At 39.4% G+C, this 25,443-nt stretch carries 18 protein-coding genes; 9 read left to right on the plus strand and 9 right to left on the minus strand.

Annotated features, from left to right (window positions below; genetic code table 11):
* Nucleotides 1–3 precede the first annotated feature (3 nt).
* Nucleotides 4–450 (plus strand): GNAT family N-acetyltransferase, encoded by a 447-nt coding sequence (locus RM541_RS04100; protein ID WP_311498945.1) that lies wholly within the window; start codon nt 4–6, stop codon nt 448–450.
* Here the strand turns inward: RM541_RS04100 and RM541_RS04105 are convergent.
* The 6 genes from RM541_RS04105 to RM541_RS04130 form a co-directional block, all read right to left on the minus strand.
* Entirely contained in the window at nt 447–2,078 is a 1,632-nt protein-coding gene (locus RM541_RS04105; RefSeq protein WP_311498946.1) for a S41 family peptidase, read from the minus strand. The genes RM541_RS04100 and RM541_RS04105 overlap by 4 nt on opposite strands.
* Nucleotides 2,066–2,446 carry a ribonuclease P protein component gene (rnpA, locus tag RM541_RS04110; RefSeq protein WP_311495362.1) on the minus strand — a complete coding sequence of 127 codons (381 nt, stop codon included), beginning with the start codon at nt 2,444–2,446 and terminating at the stop codon, nt 2,066–2,068. The genes RM541_RS04105 and rnpA overlap by 13 nt, the downstream gene beginning before the upstream one ends.
* Before the next feature lie 179 nt (nt 2,447–2,625).
* Nucleotides 2,626–4,512, minus strand: a complete 1,887-nt coding sequence (locus tag RM541_RS04115) for a M1 family metallopeptidase (protein ID WP_311498947.1) — start codon at nt 4,510–4,512, stop codon at nt 2,626–2,628.
* Between the two features lie 52 nt (nt 4,513–4,564).
* The gene (locus RM541_RS04120) at nt 4,565–6,259 is read right to left on the minus strand and encodes a S8 family peptidase (protein ID WP_311498948.1); all 1,695 of its coding nucleotides are present in this window, start codon (nt 6,257–6,259) and stop codon (nt 4,565–4,567) included.
* Nucleotides 6,260–6,268: 9 nt separating this feature from the next.
* On the minus strand, nt 6,269–7,135 hold the full coding sequence (locus tag RM541_RS04125) for an MBL fold metallo-hydrolase (RefSeq protein WP_311498949.1): 867 nt from the start codon (nt 7,133–7,135) through the stop codon (nt 6,269–6,271).
* Between the two features lie 34 nt (nt 7,136–7,169).
* Complete coding sequence (locus RM541_RS04130; RefSeq protein WP_311498950.1) at nt 7,170–8,951, minus strand: cation:proton antiporter; 1,782 nt, start codon at nt 8,949–8,951, stop codon at nt 7,170–7,172.
* 200 nt (nt 8,952–9,151) lie between these two features.
* On the opposite strand from RM541_RS04130, the gene RM541_RS04135 reads away from it, so the two are divergent.
* Complete coding sequence (locus tag RM541_RS04135; protein ID WP_311498951.1) at nt 9,152–11,032, plus strand: cation:proton antiporter; 1,881 nt, start codon at nt 9,152–9,154, stop codon at nt 11,030–11,032.
* Nucleotides 11,033–11,189: 157 nt separating this feature from the next.
* Here the strand turns inward: RM541_RS04135 and RM541_RS04140 are convergent, their stop codons facing one another.
* Nucleotides 11,190–11,945, minus strand: a complete 756-nt coding sequence (locus RM541_RS04140) for a YebC/PmpR family DNA-binding transcriptional regulator (protein ID WP_311498952.1) — start codon at nt 11,943–11,945, stop codon at nt 11,190–11,192.
* Nucleotides 11,946–12,098: 153 nt separating this feature from the next.
* On the opposite strand from RM541_RS04140, the gene RM541_RS04145 reads away from it, so the two are divergent.
* Complete coding sequence (locus RM541_RS04145) at nt 12,099–12,464, plus strand: four helix bundle protein (RefSeq protein ID WP_311498953.1); 366 nt, start codon at nt 12,099–12,101, stop codon at nt 12,462–12,464.
* 37 nt (nt 12,465–12,501) lie between these two features.
* Here RM541_RS04145 and lepA read toward each other — a convergent pair whose 3' ends face one another.
* Nucleotides 12,502–14,298: a translation elongation factor 4 gene (gene lepA, locus RM541_RS04150; protein ID WP_311498954.1), complete on the minus strand. Its 1,797-nt coding sequence runs from the start codon at nt 14,296–14,298 to the stop codon at nt 12,502–12,504.
* A 325-nt stretch (nt 14,299–14,623) separates the two neighbouring features.
* Between lepA and RM541_RS04155 the strand changes: the two genes are divergently transcribed.
* The 4 genes from RM541_RS04155 to RM541_RS04170 all read left to right on the plus strand — a co-directional run bounded on the left by RM541_RS04155 (nt 14,624) and on the right by RM541_RS04170 (nt 19,718).
* Nucleotides 14,624–15,889 (plus strand): sugar MFS transporter, encoded by a 1,266-nt coding sequence (locus tag RM541_RS04155; protein ID WP_311498955.1) that lies wholly within the window; start codon nt 14,624–14,626, stop codon nt 15,887–15,889.
* Nucleotides 15,890–15,961: 72 nt separating this feature from the next.
* On the plus strand, nt 15,962–16,780 hold the full coding sequence (murQ, locus tag RM541_RS04160) for an N-acetylmuramic acid 6-phosphate etherase (protein ID WP_311498956.1): 819 nt from the start codon (nt 15,962–15,964) through the stop codon (nt 16,778–16,780).
* 15 nt (nt 16,781–16,795) lie between these two features.
* Entirely contained in the window at nt 16,796–18,400 is a 1,605-nt protein-coding gene (locus tag RM541_RS04165; RefSeq protein ID WP_311498957.1) for a glycoside hydrolase family 10-like protein, read from the plus strand.
* A 109-nt stretch (nt 18,401–18,509) separates the two neighbouring features.
* Nucleotides 18,510–19,718 (plus strand): C40 family peptidase, encoded by a 1,209-nt coding sequence (locus RM541_RS04170; RefSeq protein ID WP_311498958.1) that lies wholly within the window; start codon nt 18,510–18,512, stop codon nt 19,716–19,718.
* 64 nt (nt 19,719–19,782) lie between these two features.
* Here RM541_RS04170 and RM541_RS04175 read toward each other — a convergent pair whose 3' ends face one another.
* On the minus strand, nt 19,783–20,739 hold the full coding sequence (locus RM541_RS04175; RefSeq protein WP_311498959.1) for an N-acetylmuramoyl-L-alanine amidase: 957 nt from the start codon (nt 20,737–20,739) through the stop codon (nt 19,783–19,785).
* A gap of 207 nt (nt 20,740–20,946) precedes the next feature.
* Here RM541_RS04175 and RM541_RS04180 point away from each other — a divergent pair, with 207 nt between their 5' ends.
* Together RM541_RS04180 and RM541_RS04185 are read left to right on the plus strand one after the other, a co-directional pair.
* Nucleotides 20,947–22,719: a glycoside hydrolase family 3 protein gene (locus tag RM541_RS04180; RefSeq protein ID WP_311498960.1), complete on the plus strand. Its 1,773-nt coding sequence runs from the start codon at nt 20,947–20,949 to the stop codon at nt 22,717–22,719.
* Nucleotides 22,720–22,923: 204 nt separating this feature from the next.
* The gene (locus RM541_RS04185; RefSeq protein WP_311498961.1) at nt 22,924–25,239 is read left to right on the plus strand and encodes a TonB-dependent receptor domain-containing protein; all 2,316 of its coding nucleotides are present in this window, start codon (nt 22,924–22,926) and stop codon (nt 25,237–25,239) included.
* Nucleotides 25,240–25,443 lie beyond the last annotated feature (204 nt).

The following is a 25,443-nucleotide window of genomic DNA, read 5'->3' on the forward strand; positions in this document are numbered from 1 at the left end:
TGAATGAAGATAGAAATTAAGCGTTTTCAGGAATTAACTACAGAAGAATTATATCAGATTTTACAATTACGTTCTGAAATTTTTGTTGTTGAACAGGATTGCGTATACCAGGATATCGATGGAAAAGATCAGAAAGCACTTCATGTTTTAGGGGTTAAAGATGAAAACATAGTCGCCTATACCCGCTGTTTTGATAAAGGATTTTATTTTGAAGAAGCCTCTATAGGACGGGTTTTGGTAAAGCAAAATCATAGAAAAAACAATTATGGTCATCAAATCATGAAGGCTTCAATAGAGGCTATAAGAGAACACTTCAAAACGGCAAATATCAGGCTTTCTGCTCAACAGTATTTAGTAGAATTCTATAAAAGCCACGGATTTTCAACGACCGGTGAAGGTTATCTGGAAGATGGAATTCCGCATATAGCTATGGTCAACTCGAAAGATTAATTCAGAATTTCAGCATAACGTTGTTGATTTTTAAATAGATCCTGAGCTTCAATTATTTCCGGATTATGAACAACGTAGTAATCATAAAGTCCTTCCTTGTAGAAATACCTTTTAATAATTTCATCCGTAAGTAAACTGGTAATTTCAGGCTTTTTTTCTTCCAGTTCCTTAATTTTATATTGATCTATTTCAGAAGAAATGCTTTTGTACTCCTGGATGATTTTATCTTCAAAACCCTCTTTTTGAGCTGTTAAAAGCACTTCTTCCAGTTCCTTTTCCGTATCTGTTTGATAATAAAAACCTGAAGTTTTCAAAAATTCCCTGAAATTATCGTAATCACTCTGAGTTAATCTGAAATCCTGCAGGTTTTCCAGGTTATGTTTGTAATAATATTCCGTAGCAAAATCAAAAATGGCACTCTGTATTAACAGCGCCTGAGTAATGCCACTATATTCTGAAGTTTCCAGGCGTATATCAGGTAATATTCCGCCCCCATCATAAACTGTTCTGCCGTTTCTAGTAGTGAACTGGTTGTAATCTTCAGTCTTTGTTCTAATAGCATTTCCTTCTTCGTCCCTGCTGCGGTAATCCAGCGCCTGGATGCATCTTCCACTAGGGGTATAATACCTGGAAATGGTTACTTTTAACTGTGTACCATAAGCAAGTTCTTTTGGCCGCTGCACAAGCCCCTTTCCAAAACTTCTTGCGCCAATTATTACACCGCGATCCAGATCCTGAATGGCTCCGGCAACAATTTCACTTGCAGAAGCGCTCCTTCCATCCAAAAGAACTACCAATGGAACTTTTGTATCAACCGGTTCGTTCTGGGAAAAATATTCTTTGTTATATTTTTCAATGACAGATTTGGTAGAAACAATAAGCTCGCCTTTATCAACAAAAATATTGCTAACATTAATTGCTTCAGAAAGAAGTCCGCCGGGATTTCCCCTAAGATCAAGAATGATTTTTTGGGCACCTTGATTTTTCAAATCCTTTAATGCCCGCGCAGTTTCCACAGAAGCTTTTGCATTAAACCTGGATAACACAATGTAACCACTATTATCTTCTAATAACTTGTAATAGGGAACAGCCTTTAAATTTACAGAACCACGGGTGAGGGTGGTGGTTTTTAATTCTCCCTGTCGCCGGTAAGTAAAATCAATAGTAGAATTATCGGCTCCATTTAGCAGTTCTCCCGCATCTTCTTCAAAATCTGATACATCGATATTCCCTATTTTTATTATTTCATCTCCTGCTTTTAATCCGGCTTTATCTGCAGGGTAACCTTTATAAGGTTCAACAATGGTAATGGCATCTTTTCCCATTTTTATTGTTGCCCCTATCCCCGTATATTCGCCCGAATTATTAATTCTTGCCGCTTCAACATCCTGCTCATTCCAGTAGTTGGTATAAGGATCCAAATCCTGGAGCATGGCCTTTATAGCCGTATCCATCAATTGTGGAGGATTGGTTTCATCAACATAATTCATGTTGATTTCCTTAAAGAGGGTAGTAAAAATTTCTATTTGCTTGGCAATTTCAAAAAAGTCTGTTTTAAAACTTACGCTGCTAAAAAATATTACAGCACCAACTGCGAGAACTCCTGCTCTTTTAACTAATTTTCCCATGTCTCTTTCTCTTTAAATTTCCCCATCAACTTCTCCATAGCTTTAAAAAGTTCTTCATAACCCATTTCTTTAGGAGTCATGTAGAGAATCATAAACGCATAAGAAGTACCGGATGCATTGGTTACAAGATACTTATTTTTTCGATAAGCCTCACGCATTAAACGCTTTATACGGTTGCGCTGTACTGCTGTTTTTACTATTCTTTTAGGAACAGAAACCCCGGTTTGAAACTGCACATGCTGCTTGTTTTCAATCGGTAAATATATTAGCCGCAACGGAAAGCTCTTCACTGATTTTCCCTTCTGAAAAAGGATTTCAATCAGTTTTTTACTCTTAAGTTTTTCTTTTCTTCCGAAGCTTTCATCCATGGGTCAAAAATAAGCATAGAATTAAATCTGTTCCTCCGGAATTTCTTTTTTATCATCAAAAAAAGCCTGAAAGTGATAATTATTATTCAAAAGATATTCCGAAATCTGTTTAAAAACCTTGAAATATCTTCTGAAGTAACAAATTAAACCTTCAGGCTTGTTGCGGAAGCTTTTATTTTTTATTCACCGGTACCTGGTGACTCTGCCGTATATTCGTTATTGCTCCTGTCTATATCTGCCATTAACTGTGACTCATCCAGAACTATGGACGATATTTGGCTTTTTTCGGCATCGATCTTAAGTTCATAAGTTGGATATGCCCAGGCCCAATCTTCTTTCACAGTTCTGTTTGTTGCGCCAGAAGCAGGCTTTTCCCATCTCATTTGCTGCAAAGGAATATAAAAAAGTTCCTTTTCACCATCGTTATACGTAACGTTAACTTCTACAGGCATTGGCATGGCTCCATTTCTTTTTAAAGAAATCGTGGTAGCATTTCCTTCAGATTCAACAGATGCTATAGCATAATCGATGACGTTTGTAGTACGCGTCCAGTCTGTTAAATACCAGTCAAGTTCTGCTCCAGATACTTTTTCAGCAATTCTTATAAAATCATTTGGAGTAGGATGTTTAAATTTCCACTCGTCATAGTATCTTTTCAATGTTTTCTGAAGATTTTCTTCGCCAATTATATATCCTAATTGCGCCAGAAAAACAGCACCTTTGGAATATGCTGCAGCACCGTAGGCAAAATTATAATTATAACGATCTGCATGCGTAGATTGCGGCTGTTCCACACCACTTGTAGCCAGCTGAAAATATCCTCTGTAAGAACCTGTATGTGGATTTTCTTCATTATTGTTCATTACTGCGTTCATAGCTATGTCTGAAATATAAGAGGTAAAACCTTCGTCCATCCATTCGTGCTTAGACTCGTTTGTGGCCAATAAATGCTGAAACCACGCATGGGCCATCTCATGAGCCGTAACTCCTACCAGGCTACCAAAACTTCTTTCGCCGGTAATAAGTGTAAGCATGGCATACTCCATACCACCGTCTCCACCTTGTACAACAGAATATTGATCCCATGGATAAGGTCCTATATTTTCATTAAAAAACAGCAGAAGTTCCTCTGTTTTTGACTGAAGGTTTTTCCAGTTTTCCTTTATTTCAGGATTATCCTTGTAAAGAAAATGAAGCACCGTACCATCTTCTGCGGTTATTCTATCATGGATATATTCTGGATCTGCAGCCCATGTGAAATCGTGAACTTGTGGAGCAACAAAGTGCCAGGTTAAGTTATTACCTCTGTTTCTTTTAACTTTAGTTCCTTCTTCTTCATAACCATACCCAATTTCATCTGCATTCTGAAGATATCCAGTGCTTCCAAGAATATAATCTTTATCTATTGTGATTTTCACATCGTAATTACCCCATACGCCGTGGAATTCCCTGCCGATATATGGATCTGCGTGCCATCCTTCAAAATCATATTCTGCTAATTTCGGGTACCACTGGCTCATGGAAAGTGCAACACCTTCGGCACTGTTTCTTCCTGAACGTCGTATTTGTAAAGGAACCTGGCCTTCAAATCCCATTTTAAAAGTGGTTTTCTCTCCGGGAAGTATGGGTTCTTCAAGATTTACTTCCAATACGGTTCCAACCTCTTCAAATTGAAGATAATTACCATTTTGCGAGAGTGACTTAACTCTCAAATATCCCATTTCATCTGGCTGTAATTTCGAAATTCTACTTTCATATTGCGGATTCTCCCTTGTACCCAAATTATTAGTCATTCTTGCATCTGGATCTGGAATATTCTGAAGCCTGATATCCATTTCACTTCCCGGCTGAAAAGCATTAAAATAAAGATGATAAAAAACTTTATTAAGAGTATCTGGGGAATTGTTTGTGTATTCCAGCTCCTGTGTACCGGTGTATTTATAATTTTCTACATCCATTTCCACCTCCATAGTATAATCTACATGTTGCTGCCAGTAATTAGTACTATTTTGAGCGTTTAGAATGGCTATATTGAATAAAAATATGCTTAAAAGAATCTTTTTCATCTATCTGAATTTATTAAAAAATGATATTTTTTGGGGTTAAATATTTACTTTCTTAAAGGTTCGTTTCACCTCTTGATACCTTATCTGCAAGGATAAATGCATTATACATATTCACCATTTTACCAGATTTTGATAATTCGTTAAAGTTTTTGGTGCTTTGTCCCTGCTCTCCAATTAATACCATAGTTGCGGTAGATAGTCCGCTTTGCATAATAATTTCCTTTACCTGGGCTGCTGTTATTTTTGGATAATAAGAGCGTATCATAGCAGCAACACCGCTAACAGCCGGAGCTGCCATGGAAGTTCCCTGCAGGTATTCGTATTCATCATTTGGAGTAGTAGACCAAATTTTACTCCCAGGAGCAAAAACATCTACATTTGTTCTTCCATAATTTGAAAAACCGGAAACCAGTTCCGAGCCATATTCAAAATTTAGCGCTCCTACTGTAAGAAAGCTATCACTTATTTCTTCCGGTACTTCAGGAGATTGATCGTTTGGATAAACCATTGTCTGGTCCAGATCAATACTTTCATTACCGGCAGCGTTAACAATAAGTACGTCATTTTCCGCAGCATATCTTAGCGCGTCCATCACCCATTCCGGATTTGGAGAAAAGTATTTACCAAAGCTGGTGTTAATAATTTTAGCTCCATTATCTACGGCATATCGTATGGCCAGTGCGATATCTTTATCATACTCATCGCCATCCGGGACAGCCCGTATAGCCATTATCTCCACGTTTTTGGCTACTCCATCTATACCTATGTTGTTATTGCGTTGTGCAGCAATAATTCCGGCTACATGTGTACCGTGTTTTACATTTTCCTTATCTGGAGTAGGACCATCTACATCATTATTTCCGTAATCTGTATCGGTAATATCATAGGGATTATCACCTACTACTGCCCTACCGTCCAAATCAAGGTTAAGATGTGAATCCGACCTGGTATCGTAATATTCAATGGCCTCATTAAGTTCTCCTAAAGCTTCGGGAATATTTTCATTTACATTATTCTGAATTTGAGCCAGCATCCCTTTATACTGCGCCATTTGCTGATCTTCAGGCTGAAATGCAGAAAGTTCTGCTTTTGTATAATCTTCTTTTCCAAGTTTCTCTGAAACAGCGTTATGAGCTGCAGTAAGCTGCTCCTTTATCTGGATGTACTGTTGCTTACTTTGATTGACTTCGGTCAGCTCTTTATTATATTCTTCTTTAGCACGCTGGTACAAAATAAATTCCTGCCGGTCTGCTGTGCTTATAGAGCTTGCCGGTTTTCCTTCATATTTTGGTTTAAGTCGCTTGTAAATACGTACATATTCCATATTCTCTTCTAAGGCATCGCCAAGAAAATTCCAGCCGTGAATATCATCTACATATCCATTTTTATCATCGTCTCTGTTATTTCCGGGAATTTCGTCGGAATTGGTCCAGATTACATTCTGGAGATCTTCATGTTCGATATCCACGCCGCTATCTATCACACCCACGATAACCGTTTTGCCTTTATTATTCTGTATTATTTCGTTATAAGCACGGTTAACGCTCATACCAGGAATCGTGTCATATCTTAAATCTGCAGCGCTCCAGTTTTTGAGTTGTGCTTCAGACAAATCTGTCACTTTTAAAGGGATGGAATCTATTTTTTCAATAGGTGTAGAAACTAGACGTGGAGCTGTACTTCCACAAGCGGAAAGCATAGCTGCAGCTGTTACCGCCAGGAAAGATTTATAAACAGGTATTCTCATAAATTATTTTTAATTAAAAATTTCATCAAATTTTAGGGACTTGTCCATTCGGACTCCTTTTTCGGTATGCTTAAGGGTAATAATTTCATTATTTGCATCGTGTTCCATAAACAAGAAATAATCCTCATCTGCTGCTTTGTTCAGGAAAATTTTCTTTTCCGGAAGGGTAAGCAGTGGTCTGGTATCGAATCCCATTACATAAGGCAAAGGAATATGGCCAGCTGTTGGTAAAAGATCTGCCATAAAAACTAAAGTTTTGCCTTTATATTGAATATGAGGAATCATTTGTTTATCGGTATGTCCATCAACAAATAATGCGCCAAACCCCAGCTCTTCAGATTCTGCATAGTTTTGCTTATCTCCGTTGCGCTCTATAAAACGTAGTTGTCCGCTTTCTTCCATTGGGAGAATATTCTCTTTTAAAAAAGAGGCTTTCTCCCGTGCGTTAGGCTGTGTGGCCCATAACCAGTGTTTTTCATTGCTCCAAAATTTTGCATTTTTAAAGGCTGGTTCGTAACCGGTCTGGTCTTTGTTCCATTGGATAGCACCACCGCAATGATCAAAATGAAGATGTGTCAAAAAGACATCCGTAATATCATCACGGTGAAAGCCGTACTTTTTTAAGGATTTATCGATGGAATGGTCACCCCATGGGTAGTAGTAGCTAAAAAATTTCTCGCTTTGCTTATTTCCCATTCCCGTATCTATGAGGATAAGTTTATCACCGTTTTCTATAAGTAGACAGCGGGCGGCAATATCTATCATGTTGTTGGAATCAGCGGGGTTCGTACGTGACCAGAGGCTTTTTGGAACAACTCCAAACATGGCTCCTCCATCAAGTTTAAAATTTCCTGCTTCAATTGGATATAAATTCATGTAATGTAATTTGATTTGTTTGTAGTAAAAATGTCTATTGTAAATAGGTTACTATTTCTTCAGGATTTATGGTATCATTATAACGAAATGCTCTTTTTTTACCTTCACTGTTGGTAATCAAAATTGGTAAAATACTCTTTTCATTTCTATGGTCTTTAACCCATTCCCGGGTAGATATGGATTCTCTAATTTCAACAGTTTTTTCCTCAAAATTTTCAGAAGATATCTTCCTTATCCATGGCTTTAATTCGGTTTTATCTGCAAACATAGAAGTGGCGTTAATTCTGTCCAGCATATCCACGTCTGCCCCACCCTTCTTAGGTGAAACAAGTACTATTTTGTTGGGAATATAAAAAGCCTCATCAGCTAACTGAGTGGCTAAAAAATTTATCTCACTGTTTTCAGTGAGTGCAATAAAAGTTCCTTTTTCTATAGCTTTAGCATCTTCAAAAGTTTCTTCCCTAAGAATATTTCCGTACATACTGTTGAATCCTTGATTCTTAGCTTCATTAACCAATTCACGGTTGGCATCTATTATTATCACTTCATCATTTTGCTGTAAATGTTTTGCCAGGTAAAGGCTCAGTGGGTTTGCACCCAAAATTATATAGCCGCTCCTGGATTCCTGATGCACCAGTTCTCCCCTGCTACGTAACCAATTTGTAGTCCAGGTAAGAAAAACGGGAACCGTAAGGGTGGTAAAAATAGCCATAAAGACTAAAATTGAAAATATCTCTGAAGTTATAATGCCCATTTGCAGTCCAATTCCAGCAATTATTATTTCCACTGCACCCCTGCCATTCATTCCTGTACCAACCGTAATACCTTCACGCCATCCAAATCCGCTGGGAAGGTAAAAGAGAGCGGTTCCAAATATCTTACCTATCATTGCAACCAGTGTGACGGTGACAAGCATCGCAAGATCTGTCTGGAAAACCTCCAGTGTTACATTAAAGCCCGCGGAAACAAAGAAAATGGGCGCAAGAAATCCAATAGAGATATCATGAAAAATATTATTTATCTCTTTTGAAATTTGTCGGTTAAAAACGCCGTCCCTAATAAATAAGCCAGCCATAAAAGCACCTAAAATGCTGTGTAAACCTGCAATTTCAGCAAGCTCGCAAAATCCGAAAACAATTATCAGTATAAGTGTAAAATGAAGAGTCCGGCTGTTTACATTTGCTTTCATAAGGTACTTTCCCAGAAGTGGAAGAAGATAAATCCCGGCCAGGGCTGTAAAAGCGAAAAAGAGAATAGCTTTGGAAGCTACCCATATAAGCCCCATAGTATCTATGCTACCTAAGTCTACAAAGCTTACTATACCTGCAAAAATCACCAGGGCGAGGGTATCAGATATTAAAGCGCCAGCCATTAAAACATATGCAATTCGGGTATTTAAGAGTTTAAGATCTACGAGAATCCGGCTTTTGGTGGCGAGTGAGGTTACTGCCACGGCAATGGCAACAAAAACTGCAGCCAGTGGATCCCCTCCAAAATAAATTATAGTATAATACCCAAGGGCAAACGGTACTACAAATCCTCCTATAGCCGCCAGCAGACCCGGCCAGGAAGCTTTTCCTAAATCCCGGAAGTTAATTTCAATACCGATATAAACCATTAGTAGAATAATACCAACTTCAGCCAAAACGCTTATCATTTCTGAAGTTTCCAGAACCCCAAAGAGCGCCGGTCCTAGTAATATTCCTATTATTAGTTCTCCTAATATTGCAGGATAACCCAGTTTTTTGGCTGTCGATCCTCCTACCCATGCTGCTACAAGTATGATCAGGAGGTTTATAATATTGAGCTCTTCCATGGTGTGTGAATTGGTTTAGGAAAGTAATCTTCTTAAAAATACAAATTCTATAAAAATCTTTTTTGTATAATTAAGCTTATTTTATAAGACTAAGTTTATAAGTTTACTGTAATAGAACTATAATTGCAGATATTAGCTAATTATAGAACTTTGTAGTAGTTCGAAATTCCGGATTTCTCCGGAGTTATAAAGAAAGTAGAATGTTAGAACTGGCGAGTATAGTAATATTGGGAATCCTGGCACAATGGCTGGCCTGGAAAATTAAGACTCCCGCAATTTTACCTTTAATTTTAATAGGTCTTCTGGTAGGCCCTTTATCCACTTTAATTACCGAAGACGGGTCTAAATGGGTAGAGCCTATCTGGAATGGTTCAGAAGGACTCTTTCCCGGGGAAAGTCTTTTTTATTTTGTTTCCCTCGCCATATCGGTAATTTTATTTGAAGGAGGCCTTACGCTTAGAAGAAGTGAAGTTGGTAATATTGGCCCCGTAATTCTTAAGTTAATAAGTGTGGGTACTCTGGTAACTTTTCTCGGTGCTGGCCTGGCAGCTCACTTTGTCTTTGGACTTACATGGCAAATTTCATTTCTATTTTCTGCACTTATTATTGTTACAGGTCCAACCGTTATTTCACCTATTTTGAGAAATATTCCGTTGCGGGTGCATGTATCTTCTATCTTAAAATGGGAAGGTATTCTTATAGATCCTATTGGTGCACTTATTTCGGTTTTAATGTTCGAATTTATCAGGGTAGAAGGCGGACAGGATTTTACGCAAACCGCATTAATTGAATTTGGAAAAATTCTCCTTTTTGGATTTACCTTTGGTTTTACTTTTGCCCATTTACTCGGATTTTTGATAAGAAAGCAGATTATTCCGCATTACCTGTTGAATGTTTTTATACTGGCCACTGTATTGGGAGTTTTTGTGCTCGCCGATATTTTTGCGCATGAAAGCGGACTTTTAGCTGTAGTTATTATGGGTATGGTAATGGGAAACCAAAAACTTCCGAATATAAAAGAACTTCTCTATTTTAAAGAATCTCTTAGTGTATTGCTAATCTCTATACTTTTTATTCTTCTTGCCGCAAACATTGAAATTTCTGAATTACTACTGGTTTTTAACTGGAATGCACTCATTCTCTTCGGAATAGTTGCTCTCCTTGTGCGGCCTCTTGGGGTTGTACTTAGTTCCCTTGGCTCGGGCTTGAAGGCCAACGAAATTGCGTTTATTAGTTGGGTAGGACCACGTGGGATTGTAGCCGCAGGTATAGCGTCACTTTTTGGATTAAGGCTAACGCGAGAAGGTGTTGAAGGAGCAGAATATATCACTCCGTTGGTATTTCTAATTGTATTATTCTCAGTACTACTAAATGCTGCCACTGCACGTGTTTTTGCGAAAATGGTAGGTGTATTTATAAAGGATTCGCAGGGAATTTTAATTGTTGGTGCTTCTTCCATTTCGAGATTAATAGGTAAATATCTTCAGGATAATAACCGTCACGTAGTATTGCTGGATAACAATGCAGACAATATTAGAAAAGCAAAAGATCTAGGTATAGATGCCATAGAAGGAAGTGTTTATGCAGACGATTTACTTAATAACGTAGAGCTTAATGATGTTGGTTACGTTATGGCCATTACCGGCAACAGCGATATTAACAAAACAGCTATTACCAAGTTTAAAAAACAATTTGGCGAAAATGGCTCTTTTAGGGTCATCACTTCAGATGAGATGAATAATCCCGAAAAGAACCCCGAGGAAGGTCTTTTTTCGCATACTGACGATTATATTAAATTAACAGAAGTATCCAGAAGATATCCAATGATTCATGAGCTGGATCTTAATAGTAAAGAGCACTACGAAGGTCTTATAGAAATTTCTAAAACAGATCCCGATATAATCCCGATTTTTGTGAAGTCTGAAACCGGCAAGTTTGTAATAATACCCTCACATAGTTCTGAAGTTGAAATTAATGAAGGTTATCAGCTCGTTTACCTTGGTAAAAAGATTCAGAAAGAGGAGCACGAGAACGAAGAAAACTACGAGGAAACAGTAGAAGATCTGGATGAGAAAGGCTGATCAGGACTTTAGGAAGCACGGCTTTTTATTATTATTCTGAAGTAAACAATTCTCTAAAAATATCTTCTGAAAGAGAAAAATTTTTAACTGAAGATGTAGGTGAAAATTGCCAATTTTCAATCTTAGTCTCAAGACTTCCATAATCTGCGCCTGAAGGCTATTCTTCCATTGCAGAAATCAATTCATCGTTGATTTCCAGGTTGTGATAAACATTCTGCACATCATCATCTTCCTCAAATTTATCTACTAAAGCAAGTATTTTCTTTGCATCCTCAACCGGAAGTTCAATGGTGTTCATGGGGATTCGCTGTACCTCAGAATTTTTAGGTTCAATGCCTAATTCCTCCAGTTTTGAAGACATAAGTCCAAAATCTGTAAATTCTGTATAAATTGTGAGATAATCTTCTTCTTTTTCAATGGTTGTAGCGCCTCCTTCTATAAGTTCGAGCTCCAGTTCTTCCATTTTCCACTCAATTTTCTCCTTTTCCAGTACAAAAACACCTTTTTTGTCGAAAAGAAATTCCAGTGAACCATTGGTTCCAAGACTACCTCCGTTTTTGGCAAATATCGACCTTACAGAAGCAACCGTCCTGTTGGTATTGTCTGTGGTACACTCCACGAAAAAAGCAATTCCGTTAGGGCCGTAACCTTCAAAAGTAACCAGTTCATAATTGTCGGCATCGGCGCCGCTGGCCTTCTTTATAGCGCGTTCTATAGTGTCTTTGGGCATGTTTACACCCTTGGCATTGGAAATGGCGTTACGCAGCGCAGGATTAGCTTCAGGGTCTGGTCCTCCACCTTCTTTTACAGCAACACTAATATCTTTTATTGCCCTTGTAAACTGTTTCGCCCTTCTTTTGTCCTGCGCTCCTTTACGGTGCTTAATATTTGCCCATTTACTATGTCCGGCCATTTTTTTTTAGCTTTTAGTCTGTAGACGGTAGGCTGTAGAAAATGCTACCGGCTAATTTGATTTAGTACAAATTTAAGAAATGAATTAAGAGTTAAGAAATCATATGATTATGTATCTTCAAGCTAAAGCTTATAGGTATTTAGATCTAGATAAATGGAAATGGAAAAATTTAATTTTGAGGAACTTAAAGTTTATCAAAAGTCATTAACCTTGATTGATAAAATTTATGCGCAAACAAGGGAATTTCCAAAGGAAGAGGTTTATGGACTAACTTCACAATTTCGACGAGCTGCCATTTCTATATCTCTAAATATTGCAGAAGGTTCAGGTAGTTCAAACCCAGAATTCCGCCGTTATCTCCAAATTTCTTTAAATTCAGTTAAAGAATGTGTAGTCTGTATAGAAATTGCAAAACGACAAAACTATATTCATTCAGAAGAATATGAGATTTACAGAAAAGATCTGGCAGAATTATCCAAAATGATAACATCTTTAATGAAATATCTTTCCAGAAAATAAAAAAGCTACAGTCTATCGACTACAGGCTAAAGTCTGACTAATCATTTAACTTCAAAACCGCCATAAAAGCTTCCTGCGGGATTTCCACATTTCCTACCTGGCGCATACGTTTTTTACCCTTTTTCTGCTTTTCAAGAAGTTTACGTTTACGGGAAATATCACCACCATAACATTTCGCGGTAACATCCTTTCTCAATGCTTTTACGGTTTCACGGGCGATAATTTTTGCTCCGATTGCCGCCTGGATTGGAATATCGAACTGTTGTCTTGGGATAAGTTCCTTCAGTTTTTCACACATTTTCTTACCAATATCGTAAGCATTGTCTACGTGAAGCAATGCAGAAAGTGCATCTACCGTATTAGCGTTCAGAAGTACATCTACTTTTACAAGTTTTGACTCCCGCATTCCGATTGGTGAATAGTCAAAAGAAGCATAGCCACGGGAAACGGTCTTGAGCCTGTCATAGAAATCGAAAACAATCTCAGCAAGTGGCATATCAAAGGATAATTCTACCCTTTCTGTAGTGAGATAAGTTTGATTTGTAATTTCTCCCCTTTTTTCAATACAAAGTGACATCACGTTTCCAACATAATCAGATTTTGTAATGATCGTAGCTTTTATAAATGGTTCTTCCACACGGTTTAATGAGGAAGGTTCAGGTAAATCCGAAGGGTTGTTTACCAGCAACACTTCATTGGGATTTCTATTAGTGTAGGCTTGGTAAGATACGTTTGGTACGGTTGTGATTACCGTCATATCAAATTCGCGTTCCAGTCTTTCCTGAATAATTTCCAGGTGTAACATTCCCAAAAATCCACATCGGAAACCAAAACCTAAGGCTGCGGAACTTTCAGGAGTAAAGACAAGGGAAGCATCATTTAATTGAAGCTTTTCCATCGAAGCTCTTAGTTCTTCATAATCTTCAGTGTCTACAGGATAAATCCCGGCGAAAACCATTGGTTTTACATCTTCAAAACCTGCTACTGCTTCCGTAGTCGGATTTTTAGCATCGGTAATGGTGTCTCCAACTTTTACTTCCCGGGCATCTTTTATGCCTGTGATAAGATATCCAACATCGCCGGTTTTAATTTCTTCCCTCGGAAATTGTTTTAATCGTAAAGTTCCTACTTCATCTGCAGAATAATTTTTGCCGGTAGCAACAAATTTAATGTTCTGATTCTTTTTAATAGAGCCGTTAATTACCCTGAAATAGGTTTCTACACCACGAAAAGGGTTATAAACCGAATCAAAAATAAGTGCCCGCAAAGGAGCATCTACTTTCCCGCTTGGCGCGGGTACACGTTTAATAATGGCAGCCAGAATTTCTTCAATTCCCAGTCCGGTTTTTGCACTGGCAGGAATAATATCAGAATGTTCACAGCCGAGAAGATCAACAATATCGTCGCTCACAACTTCAGGATTAGCGCTCGGCAAATCCACTTTGTTAAGAACAGGAATAATTTCCAGATCGTTTTCCAGAGCAAGATAAAGATTGGAAATGGTCTGCGCCTGAATACTCTGTGCGGCATCTACAACCAGTAAAGCCCCTTCGCAGGCAGCAATAGACCTGGAAACTTCATAAGAAAAATCCACGTGGCCGGGAGTATCGATGAGGTTCAGCACATATTTTTCACCTTCATATTCATAATCCATCTGGATGGCGTGGCTTTTAATAGTAATTCCACGTTCGCGCTCCAGGTCCATACTGTCAAGAAGCTGTTCCTGCTTCTCACGATCGGTAACCGATCCGGTAAAGTCCAGCAACCGGTCGGCCAGGGTACTTTTTCCGTGGTCAATATGGGCGATAATACAAAAGTTACGTATGTTCTTCATCGATAATTTAAATGTTGTAGATCTGAAAAAAAGATCAGCAAAAATTGGCTACAAATATAGTTTATTTACAAGTCTTTAAAGAATATTTGTAACGCAGTGATAAATTCGTCCGGAGGTTCAAATTTCAAAGGGTTTTAAACCTTTCTATAATAGGAACTTTTAGTACTTATGATGTGAAGAGACACATCATATATTAATACCGGTCACAGATTTAGTGTAATTTAACTTACTTTTTTGAAAAAAGATATTCTTAATTTGTTCCGAAGAAAGAAAATTTACTTTTCATGTACTTTAAATCTGTTAATAACAGCAACAAAATCTCCATATGGCAAAATTAAATACAGCAGAAGATTCTAAAGTAGGACGTTCTTCAGAAGGTACTAATCGCTCTATAATTATTATTGGAGCGCTCTTTTTTATCTTCGGATTTGTTACCTGGTTAAACGCGCTGTTAATTCCATATCTCAAGATTGCCTGTGAACTCACCACTTTTCAGTCTTACTTTGTAACCTTTGCCTTCTACATTGCCTATGTAGTTATGGCACCGGTTTCCAGCAGAACCTTAAATTTCTTTGGTTTTAAAAAGGGAATGTCTTTCGCTTTGGTTTTAATGGCTGTAGGGGCACTGCTGTTTATTCCTGCAGCAATTACCCGATGGTATCCTTTGTTTCTGACAGGGCTTTTTGTACTTGGTAGCGGACTGGCAATTCTGCAAACGGCATCTAATCCTTATGTAACAATCGTAGGACCAGCTGAAAGTGCTGCAAAACGGATTAGCATCATGGGGATTTGTAACAAACTTGCAGGGGCAGCCGCTCCCATCATCATCGGATTCTTCCTGCAATTGGACAAAGCTGAAGAACTTGTCGGAACTACAAATGAAGCTGCTTTAGATGCGATGGCTTTAAGAGTAATTCCACCTTATATAGGAATTATTACTGTTTTGCTTCTTTTAGCACTTTGGGTATATAAATCAGGACTTCCGGAAGTGGAGGCTGAAGAGGAAGAGGACAAAAATTCTTCAAAAGAGAATAAAAGTGTATGGGATTACCCTCATGCTGTCCTCGGCGTGATTACACTGTTTATATATGTAGGAGTAGAAGTAATTGCCGCCGATACCATCATTGATTATGGAATTTTCCAGGGATTTGATTTCGAGACAGCAAAAGGTTTTCCTACAGGAACTATGATAGCTATGATTGCGGGATATATTATTGGTATTATTGCCATTCCCAGGTATATAAAACAGGAAAATGCTTTAAAAGTATGTGCTATCCTGGGAGTAGTATTTGCTTTAGGGGCAATTTTTACTTCCGGTTTCCTTTCGGTAGCGCTTATTGCTCTCCTCGGGTTGGCAAATTCTCTAATGTGGCCGGCGATCTGGCCTTTGGCCCTGGCTGATGTGGGAAAGCTCACCAAAACTGTTTCCTCTTTACTTGTCATGGGAATTGCCGGAGGTGCAATTATACCGCTGGCTTACGGGGCTCTTGCAGGAATTGGTGACCAACAATCGGCTTATTGGGTTGTGGTACCGCTATATTTATTTATTCTTTATTACGCCCTCGCCGGGCATAAGATCAGAAAAGCATAAATATCTCATATTCAGAAATAAATAAGAACTTCAGAAAAAATATTATCAAATTACGCTGTCACAAAATCTTAAATGGAAGAAAATAAACCCGATACCGAGAGATCATCAAAATACAACGACCTGGAAAAAATGAGCATTCAGCAGTTGCTCACCAATATTAATGCGGAAGATAAAACTGTTCCTGAAGCTATTGAAGAAGTTATTCCCGAAATAGAAAAGCTAGTGGAAGTTATCGTTCAGAAAATGGAGCAGGGCGGAAGGCTTTTTTACATTGGCGCCGGAACCAGTGGGAGGCTTGGTGTTCTCGATGCTTCAGAATGTCCGCCGACTTTTGGTGTGGACCACAATAAAGTAATCGGACTCATTGCCGGGGGCGACGGAGCTTTAAGAAAAGCTGTGGAAAATGCCGAAGATGATACAGCGCAGGCCTGGAAAGACCTTCAGCAACATCAAATATCAGAAAAAGACGTACTCGTAGGAATAGCAGCTTCGGGGACCACACCGTATGTAATTGGCGGAATCCAGGATGCAAGAAAAAACGGAATTTCCACCGGCTGCGTTACCTGCAGCGCCGGGAGTCCGTTGGCAGCAGCTTCAGAATTTCCGGTAGAGGTAATTACCGGACCCGAATTTGTTACCGGAAGTACCAGGATGAAAGCCGGAACCGCCCAAAAACTGGTACTGAATATGATCTCTACCAGCGTGATGATTAAACTTGGGCGCGTAAAAGGTAATAAAATGGTAGACATGCAGTTATCCAATAAGAAGCTGGTAGGCCGCGGTACGAGAATGATTATGGAGGAACTTAATATTCAAGAAGAAGAGGCCGCAAAACTATTGGAAGAGCACAAGAGTGTAAGAAAAGTATTGTCTGTTTATAAAAGAAGCTAAAGCATATTAAAGTCCATGTCCCAAAGAATTTTTTTCATTGCTATATTTTTCTGCAGTATGTTGCTGCTGAATTCTTGTAAAACCACAAAATCAGCGGTTTCTAAACCTTCGGAAACTACTAAACCGGAAGCAAAAGATACACTGCCTTTACCAGAAAACGTATTACCACCGCCGCCTGCACTTCCTGAAGTTGTAGAGGAGAAAATTGTAAAATCTGAAGCCCCGCTTAAAATAGCCGAATTTCGTGCTGCGTGGGTCACTACAGTAGCAAATATCAACTGGCCAAGTCAACGGAATTTAACCACAAGCCGTCAACAACAGGAGGCGCTGGAGATTCTCGATTTTCTGGAAGAGCACAATTTTAATGCGGTTATCCTTCAGGTAAGGCCGCAGGCAGATGCTTTATATCAAAGCGAGCTGGAACCATGGTCCTATTTCCTTACCGGGGAAGCAGGGAAAGAGCCGGAACCGTTTTATGATCCGCTAAAATTTTGGACAGAAGCGGCACATAACCGCGGACTCGAATTGCATGTTTGGTTAAATCCTTACCGGGCACATCACACCACCGGCGGCGAAGTTTCAGAAAAGTCGCTGGTAAAAGCAAAACCGGAATTGGTGACGAAGCTTAAAAATGGCTTTTGGTGGATGGATCCTGCAAAACAGGGTACACAGGATCATGTTGCTGCAGTGGTGATGGACCTTGTTAAGCGGTATGATATCGATGGCGTTCATTTCGACGACTATTTTTATCCGTATGCTTCTTATAATGGAAAAGAGGGGTTTCCGGATGAAATTAGCTGGAAGGATTATAAAACTGAAGGCGGGAAACTTGTTAGAGACGACTGGAGAAGGGACAACGTAAATAAATTTGTAAAACGGATTTATTCTGAAATTAAAGCTGAAAAACCGCATGTTAAATTCGGCATCAGTCCTTTTGGAATCTGGCGTCCCGGCTATCCTGCTTCTATAAAAGGCATGGACCAGTACAGCGAACTTTATGCAGATGCGAAATTGTGGTTAAATAAAGGCTGGATAGATTATTTTACGCCGCAGTTGTACTGGAAAATCAATCAGTTGCCGCAGAGTTTTCCGGTTCTGCTGAGTTGGTGGAAGGATGAAAATACCGAAAACAGGCATTTATGGCCGGGTATGAACGATGCGCTTATTGGAGAAGAAAAGGAAAAGGACACCGATGAAATTATAAACCAGATAATGATTACCCGCGGAATTCTTGACAGTCGGGGAGCGGTGCACTGGAATGTAGGCCCGATTATGAAGAACCCGGAGCTGGCAAATGCATTAAAAGAAGGCCCGTACCGGAAAAAAGCGCTGGTACCTGCGAGTCCGTGGCTGGATAACGAAGCTCCGGAAGCTCCAACGTTCAATATTTCCAAAATTGAAGATAAATTAGCGCTAAACTGGGAGCATCAGGATTTGGAAGATGTATTCAGATGGGTATTATATTTCAAATATGAAAATTCCGGATGGGATTATAAGATTTTGAATCAGAATGAACGGGATTTTACATTGCACAATGCCGAAAATTTCACTAAAATCGGAATAACAGCCGTAGATCGTACCGGAAATGAAAGTAATTTTAAAGAAATTGTGCTTCAGTAAATTTTGTTCAGTAAAAATTTTTGAGCGCTAAAGGAGGACCTTCAAATTTGCCAATTTTCGTGCCTTTGGATAGTACGGATAAATTTAAAGAATGACCATGATGAAATCGATGAAAAACATAAAGCTACTCGGACTTTTTCTATTATTTGTTACAATTTCCTGTGATCAAAAAGAGGAAAACAGCGAGAATAAAGCAGAAGAAACCATTGCTGAGGTGCGACAGGAGTTTGCGCCAGATAAACGGGTGGCACTTTTTGATATTCAGGCGGAAAAGAGGGAGGATGTTTACATTTTAAAAGGAGAATCTAACCTTCCCGAAGCCGTGAACAACCTCAAAGAAAAGTTAGAGGCCGAAAATGTCAATTTCCGGGATAGCATCAAAATTCTTCCGCAGGAGGAAATGGAGGATATGAAGCACGGAGTTATTAAAATTTCTGTTGCGAATCTTCGGGGGGAAGCTGCGCATTCTTCGGAATTGGTGACGCAGGCGACGCTTGGAACTCCGGTAAAAGTTTACAAAAAGGAAGATAACTGGTATTTGATCCAGACGCCAGACGATTATTTGTCCTGGGTCGATGGGGGAGGAGTTCAGATTTTTTCTGACACAGGATTTGAGGAATGGAAATCTTCAGAAAAGCTCATTTACCTTCAGCCTTTCGGAAATTCTTATGCTGAAGCAGATGAGGCTTCAGGAGTTGTTTCAGATTTGGTTGCAGGCGCTATTTTTGAACTTTCCGGAGAAGAAAACGGTTATTTTCAGGTGGAATATCCTGATGGCAGGACGGCTTATATTCAGCAAAATGAAGCTAAAAAGTATATGGACTGGCTGGAAAATCTTAATCCTGAAGGCGAAGACCTGATTGCAACTTCCAAAAAACTAATGGGACTGCCATATTTATGGGGAGGAACCTCGGCAAAAGGCGTGGATTGCAGCGGATATACAAAAACGGTCTATTTCTTAAACGGAATGGTGATTCCGCGGGATGCTTCCCAGCAGGTAAACACCGGAAAACTCATCGATTCCACCCGAAATTTTGAAAATCTGATCCCCGGCGATCTTTTGTTCTTTGGGAGACCGGCTACAGATTCAACTTCAGAAAGAGTAGTGCATGTAGGCATGTGGATTGGGAACAATGAGTTTATTCACTCTTCCGGAAGCGTTCATGTGAGCAGTGTGGCTAAAGAGGCGCCTAATTACGACGATTTTAACTACAACCGTTACCTAAGGACCAAGCGTTTGCTGGACCAGGAGGGTGAGGGGCTGACTTACCTTCGGAAAAAGGACATTTTCACCAATACATCTTCTTCGGACGACTAAAGTGCCTGGGGACTGGCCAAACAGCAGTGTTTAAATCCCGATTATCGGGTAAAAACGGCTTATTTTAGAAGGATTTCTTATAAAGATTGTAAAGCACCTTCAAATCGTGGTCGCTAAGCACTCCGTTTACGTCTTTTTGAATAAAATGAAGCTCAAAAGCCTGGATTGCTGAGGTTAAATTGGACGTATCATAGCCAATAATCTTCAGGGCGTCTTCGTAATTGAAATCTGACGGAACTATATTTGGAAAAAGGAGACGGTCCAAAAATGGCAATTTTCGGCCTGGAGGATTTGTCTGCATCAACAGCAACTGCTTATCGGTATTGAAAAATTCGGATTCCATCTGAAGGTTTTCCACAACTTCTTCAGTGTACCATATTCCGAAACCTTCTTCAGCTAATCGCTTCCACGGGAAAAAAATACTTGGATCTACCTTTCTGGAAGGCGCAATATCGGCATGGCCGATAACATTTTGCGCCGGAATCTTGTACTTCTCCTTCAGCATTTTAAGTACTGCAATCAAACTTTCAATTTGCGCCTCGCTGAATTCCTCAAAACCATCATTGTCGAGCTCAATTCCTATTGAAGTGGAATTAAGATCGGTGGTGGTGCCCCAACTTCCCACTCCGCCATGCCATGCTCGGTAATAATCGTTGAGCATGTGGTAAACTTCGCCGTCGTGACCAATTACATAGTGGGCACTCACCTGCCTTTCCGGCGTTACAAAAGTGTTCAAAGTCTGTTCTACAGAATCCTGGGCGGTATGGTGAAGGACAACATAGTTGGGCCTTCTTAGATTAAAATTTGTGGTTCCCACCCAATTTTCACCATATTTTATATCCGGATTTTTATCAATTTCCTCTTCAGGAGAAATTCTTAGTTCCTTTGCAAAAGCTTTTGTTTGCTTTATATAAACCCTGTTCGTTTTGGAGTAGGGATTTGTGGCGCAGGAATTCAGAATTAATAATACCGAAAGAAGGGAAGTGAGGCGGTAGATTTTTCTAATGCTAATGCTTTTCATAGAAACCGTGGAATTGTTTCCGGTAAAAATATCAAAAAGAACTTTCCTTTAAGAGAAAGTCCGCTAAGGTTTTAATAAAGCTTTTTCTGATTTCACCTACTGCAAGGTTTAAGAAACCCTACAAGAATTTGCGAACCGATTCATTTTACTTTAAAAAAGCATTTACAAATCAATTTACCTATTTTAGGCTTCAGAAGAGATAGCAGTATGAAGAGTAAAATTGTAATGTTTGTAGCCGGAATTTTAAGCAGCGTTTCGGTTTGGTCACAACAATCAAAACCTGAAAATCCGGAGTTTCTGAAGTTTCAGAAAAGTGAATGGGTAGATTCTGTGATGAACAGCTTAACGCCAGACGAACGGATTGCCCAGCTTATTATGGTGGCGGCTTTTTCCAACAGGGGAGAGAAGCACAAAAGGGAAATCCTGAAACTGGTGCAGGAGCAGAAAGTAGGCGGACTACTGTTCTTTCAGGGTGATCCCGAAGCGCAGGTAAAACTGATAAATGAATACCAAAAAGCTTCTAAAGTTCCATTGATAGGAGCGATTGATGCAGAATGGGGGCTGGGAATGCGCCTGGACAACACGATTAGTTATCCATACCAGATGGCATTGGGGGCAATCCAGGATGAGGAATTAATTTATAAGATGGGACTTGAAATTGCCAGGCAGATAAAAAGGGCTGGACTGCATCTTAATTTTGCCCCGGTGGTAGATGTAAACAACAATCCTGAAAATCCGGTGATTAACTATAGATCATTCGGAGAAAATAAATTTAATGTTTCTCAAAAAGGGATTGCCTATATGAAGGGCTTACAGGATGGGCAGGTATTGGCCACAGCAAAACATTTTCCCGGTCATGGAGATACCGATACAGATTCGCATTATGCACTTCCGCAGATCAATCATCCGTTTCCGCGACTGGATTCGCTGGAATTATATCCGTTTAAAGAACTTATTAATGCGGGAGTGGGAGGAATGATGGTCGCACACCTGGATATTCCAGCTTTAGATTCCACCGGAGTTGCTTCCACGCTTTCCAAACCTATTATCACCGGACTTTTAAAAGAGAGACTGGAGTATAAAGGTTTGGTTGTGACAGATGCTATGAACATGAAGGGTGTAACATTAGGAAATCTTCCCGGAGTTGTGGATAAAGATGCAATTCTGGCGGGAAACGATATGCTGGAATACAGCGAGGATGTTCCAAAAGCCATTGAAGAAGTGCGTGCGGCAATCAACGCCGGATTAATTACGCAGGAAGAAATTGATGCCAGGTGCAGGAAGATTTTAGCTATAAAACAGTGGGTTGGGCTTGATAATTATCGGCCGTTAAAAACGCAAAATATTTTAAAGGAAATTAATACTCCTAAGGCAAAGGAGCTTCATGAAAAACTTGCCAAAGCATCCTTAACCGTTCTTAAAAATGAAAATTCACTGCTACCGCTTCAGCAGAAGAAGAAGAAGAAGAAAAAAATTGCGTCACTTTCCATAGGAGTAGAAGAGGAATCAACTTTTCAGAAGACCCTGAAAAAGAATTATGAGTTGGAGAATTTTCAGCTTTCAGAAGAAGCGGGGGAAGAGGAGGTTCAGGATATAGTACGAAAATTGGCAAATTTCGATGTCCTCCTTGTGGCGATTCACGATACACAATCGCGGCCGCGTAATAAAATTAGTTTTTCTGAAGATGTTGAAGATCTGATCCTTCAGCTTAGTAACAGAAAAAATACCATTTTCAGTCTTTTTAAAAATCCCTATGTTATTGCTAAAATTGAAGGAATTGAAAATGCTGACGGATTAATTCTTGCTTACCAGGATTCTGAAACAGCACAAGAAGTGACGGCCGGCTTTATAGCAGGGAAATCTATGGCTTCTGGAAAACTTCCGGTTAGTTTGGGCAATAAATTTAATGTTGGAGACGGTTTAACAGTAATTGCAATACCCGCAATTCTAAGACTTTACAGGACATTTTTACTATTTTAATGCGGCCTGTTTTCGTTATTCTGCAAATAATTCAAGGTTTTTACTAAATGTATAAGCTATTATTTAGGAAAGTTTATATTTGCGTGATTTTTTGATATTTAGAAGCTTATTTAAATGTTTAAGTGCACAGTCTCCCCCCTGCTTTTTCTGCTGTTTCTAGCCTTTAACCATTCCTATGCTCAAAATGAAGTTAAGGGTAAATTAATGGCAACCGGCTCACCTGTCTCTTATGCCAATGTAATATTGCTAAGCGCTCAGGATTCGGTTACTTTTTATAAAGGTGCAGTTTCAGATGAAAAAGGCAATTTTATTATAAGTAATGTTGAAGCTGACGATTACCTTATAAAGGTGAGCTTTATTGGCTATGAGGAATATGAAAAGAGGATAAATGTAGATGGAAATACCAATTTAAATACTCTCCAGATGTACGAATCATCTTCAGATCTGGATGAGGTAACCATCACTACCCGAAAACCCACAATTGTAAAACAGGTAGATCGTCTTGTTTTTGATGTGGAAAATACTACGCTTTCCACCGGAAACACCTGGGATATTTTACGAAGCACTCCCGGAGTTATCCAGGTGCAGGGAGATCTACTTGTAAAGAATGAAGCGGTGACGGTTTATATTAATGACCGGAAGGTACAGCTAAGCTCGGGCGAGTTGCAGACGCTGCTGGAAAGTTATTCTGCAGCAAATATTGAATCTATTGAAGTTATTACCAATCCTCCTGCAAAATATGAAGCTGAAGGTGGTGCTATTTTAAACATTAATACTACAAAAACACTTACGCCGGGTTATAAGGGTAGCCTTGAAGGTAATTATACCCAGGCGATTTATCCAAAATACCAGTTCGGGACCAGTCACTATTTCAAAACTGAAAAGCTCAACGTATTTGCGAACTACAGTTTCAGTCCGCTTAAGGAGATCAAGCAGGACGACAGTCATATCAACTTCAGAAATAATAATGGAGATATTTTCTCCCGCTGGAATACAGATTTTGACCGCGTAACAAGGTCTCAGGCGCACAATGCCAACGCTATTCTTGATTACTATCTGGACGATAAAAACACCCTTAGTTTTACCACGAATCTCCTGGTTTCTCCCAATATTGATTGGGATAATGATGTTTATTCCGAATTTCGGGATGCGCAGCGAGTATTGGATTCTACGCTGGTGACTGATAGTAATGTTGAAACCGATCAGCAAAACCTGGCTTTTGACCTTCAGTACACCCACGATTTTGAAAGTGGTGCTCAGTTTTCAGCAAAAGGACATTTTACGGCTTATGATCAGGATCGCATGCAGACAGTGAATTCAGATTATTTTGATGAAGACGGAGATTTTATTCAGAATATAATTTTTGATACAGATGCAAACCAGGAAATCAAAATTTACACCGCCCAGGCCGATTATTCTTCGTCTTTTGGAAAAGCCAGTTTTGAGAGCGGACTTAAACTTTCGTCCATAAATTCTGAAAGTGCTATAGACTATTTTAATGCCGCAACGCTTCAGCCTTTGTACGATAAATTTTCTGATGAATTTCTTTATGACGAAAAAGTTTATGCTGCTTACGCAAGCATTCAGCGCGATTGGGAAAAATGGAGTTTTAAAGGAGGACTTCGCGGGGAGTATACAGATTTAGAGGGCAATTCCCTTTCTATGAATGAGGTTAACAGTCAGGAATATTTTGAATTATTTCCAACGGCTTACCTTCAGTACCAGGTTTCAGAGAATCACAGTTTTAGCGTGGATTACAGCCGCAGGATAAGGAGGCCCAATTATAACAGTCTGAATCCTTTCCGGTACTTCCTTAATGAAAACGATTATAACGCAGGAAATCCGAACTTGCGGGCGTCCATCAGTAACAATTTCACTTTAAATTATACGCTGAAGAATCAGTACTTCTTCGATTTATACTACAGGGATTACGGCAATTCGCCTGAAATTCTTTCTTTTCAGAACAATGCTTCGCAGAATCTGAGAAGAGTTAGCGTGAACCTTTTGGGCAGCGTTTCCTACGGAATAGATATTTTGCATGGTCGCTCGATCACAGGTTTCTGGTATGCCCAGGCTTATACATCGATTTTTCATGATGAAAATACTTTTGTGGCAATAGAAAGCGGAAATCAGGAAGTGACCAACAATGTCGACGGATTTTACGGGCAATTGTACAATAGCTTTACGCTTTCCAAAGACGGTACTTTCTCCGGAACGCTTACTGGCGTGTATATTTCAGATTTTATTTCGGGATCTTATCAGCTCGAGCCTATGGCAATGCTTTCTGTAGGTTTACGGAAAAGTCTGTGGAATAACCGGGCGGTATTAACGCTTAATATTGAAGATATCCTGAACAGAACCAATACAAGGCTTACTTCCAGGTATCTTAATCAGGACAATTCCTACCTGGCGCAGGAGGAAACGCAATATGTGCGGATTGGTTTTAAATATAACTTCGGAAACTTCAGGCTAAGCGATAACGAGCGTAGCATTGATGCCGTTGAAAGGGAGCGGTTGTAATTCCCCTGGCCCCGAAGAGGGAACTTTTCTTTTCCAGGTTTCGCTGCGCTCAAACTGAACTTTGCGTTCATAGTATAATGTCTCCAATAGCTTGTTGAAGTAAGCTTGTCGAAGTGGTTATTGGAAGCACGAATTGGCTTCGACAGCAAACTGAGGGATAAAGAATTAAAAGCGATTCTATTTAAAGCTGCCGGATCAGCAATA

It is taken from the genome of Autumnicola psychrophila (assembly GCF_031846645.1).
GTDB classification, from domain to species: domain Bacteria; phylum Bacteroidota; class Bacteroidia; order Flavobacteriales; family Flavobacteriaceae; genus Autumnicola; species Autumnicola psychrophila.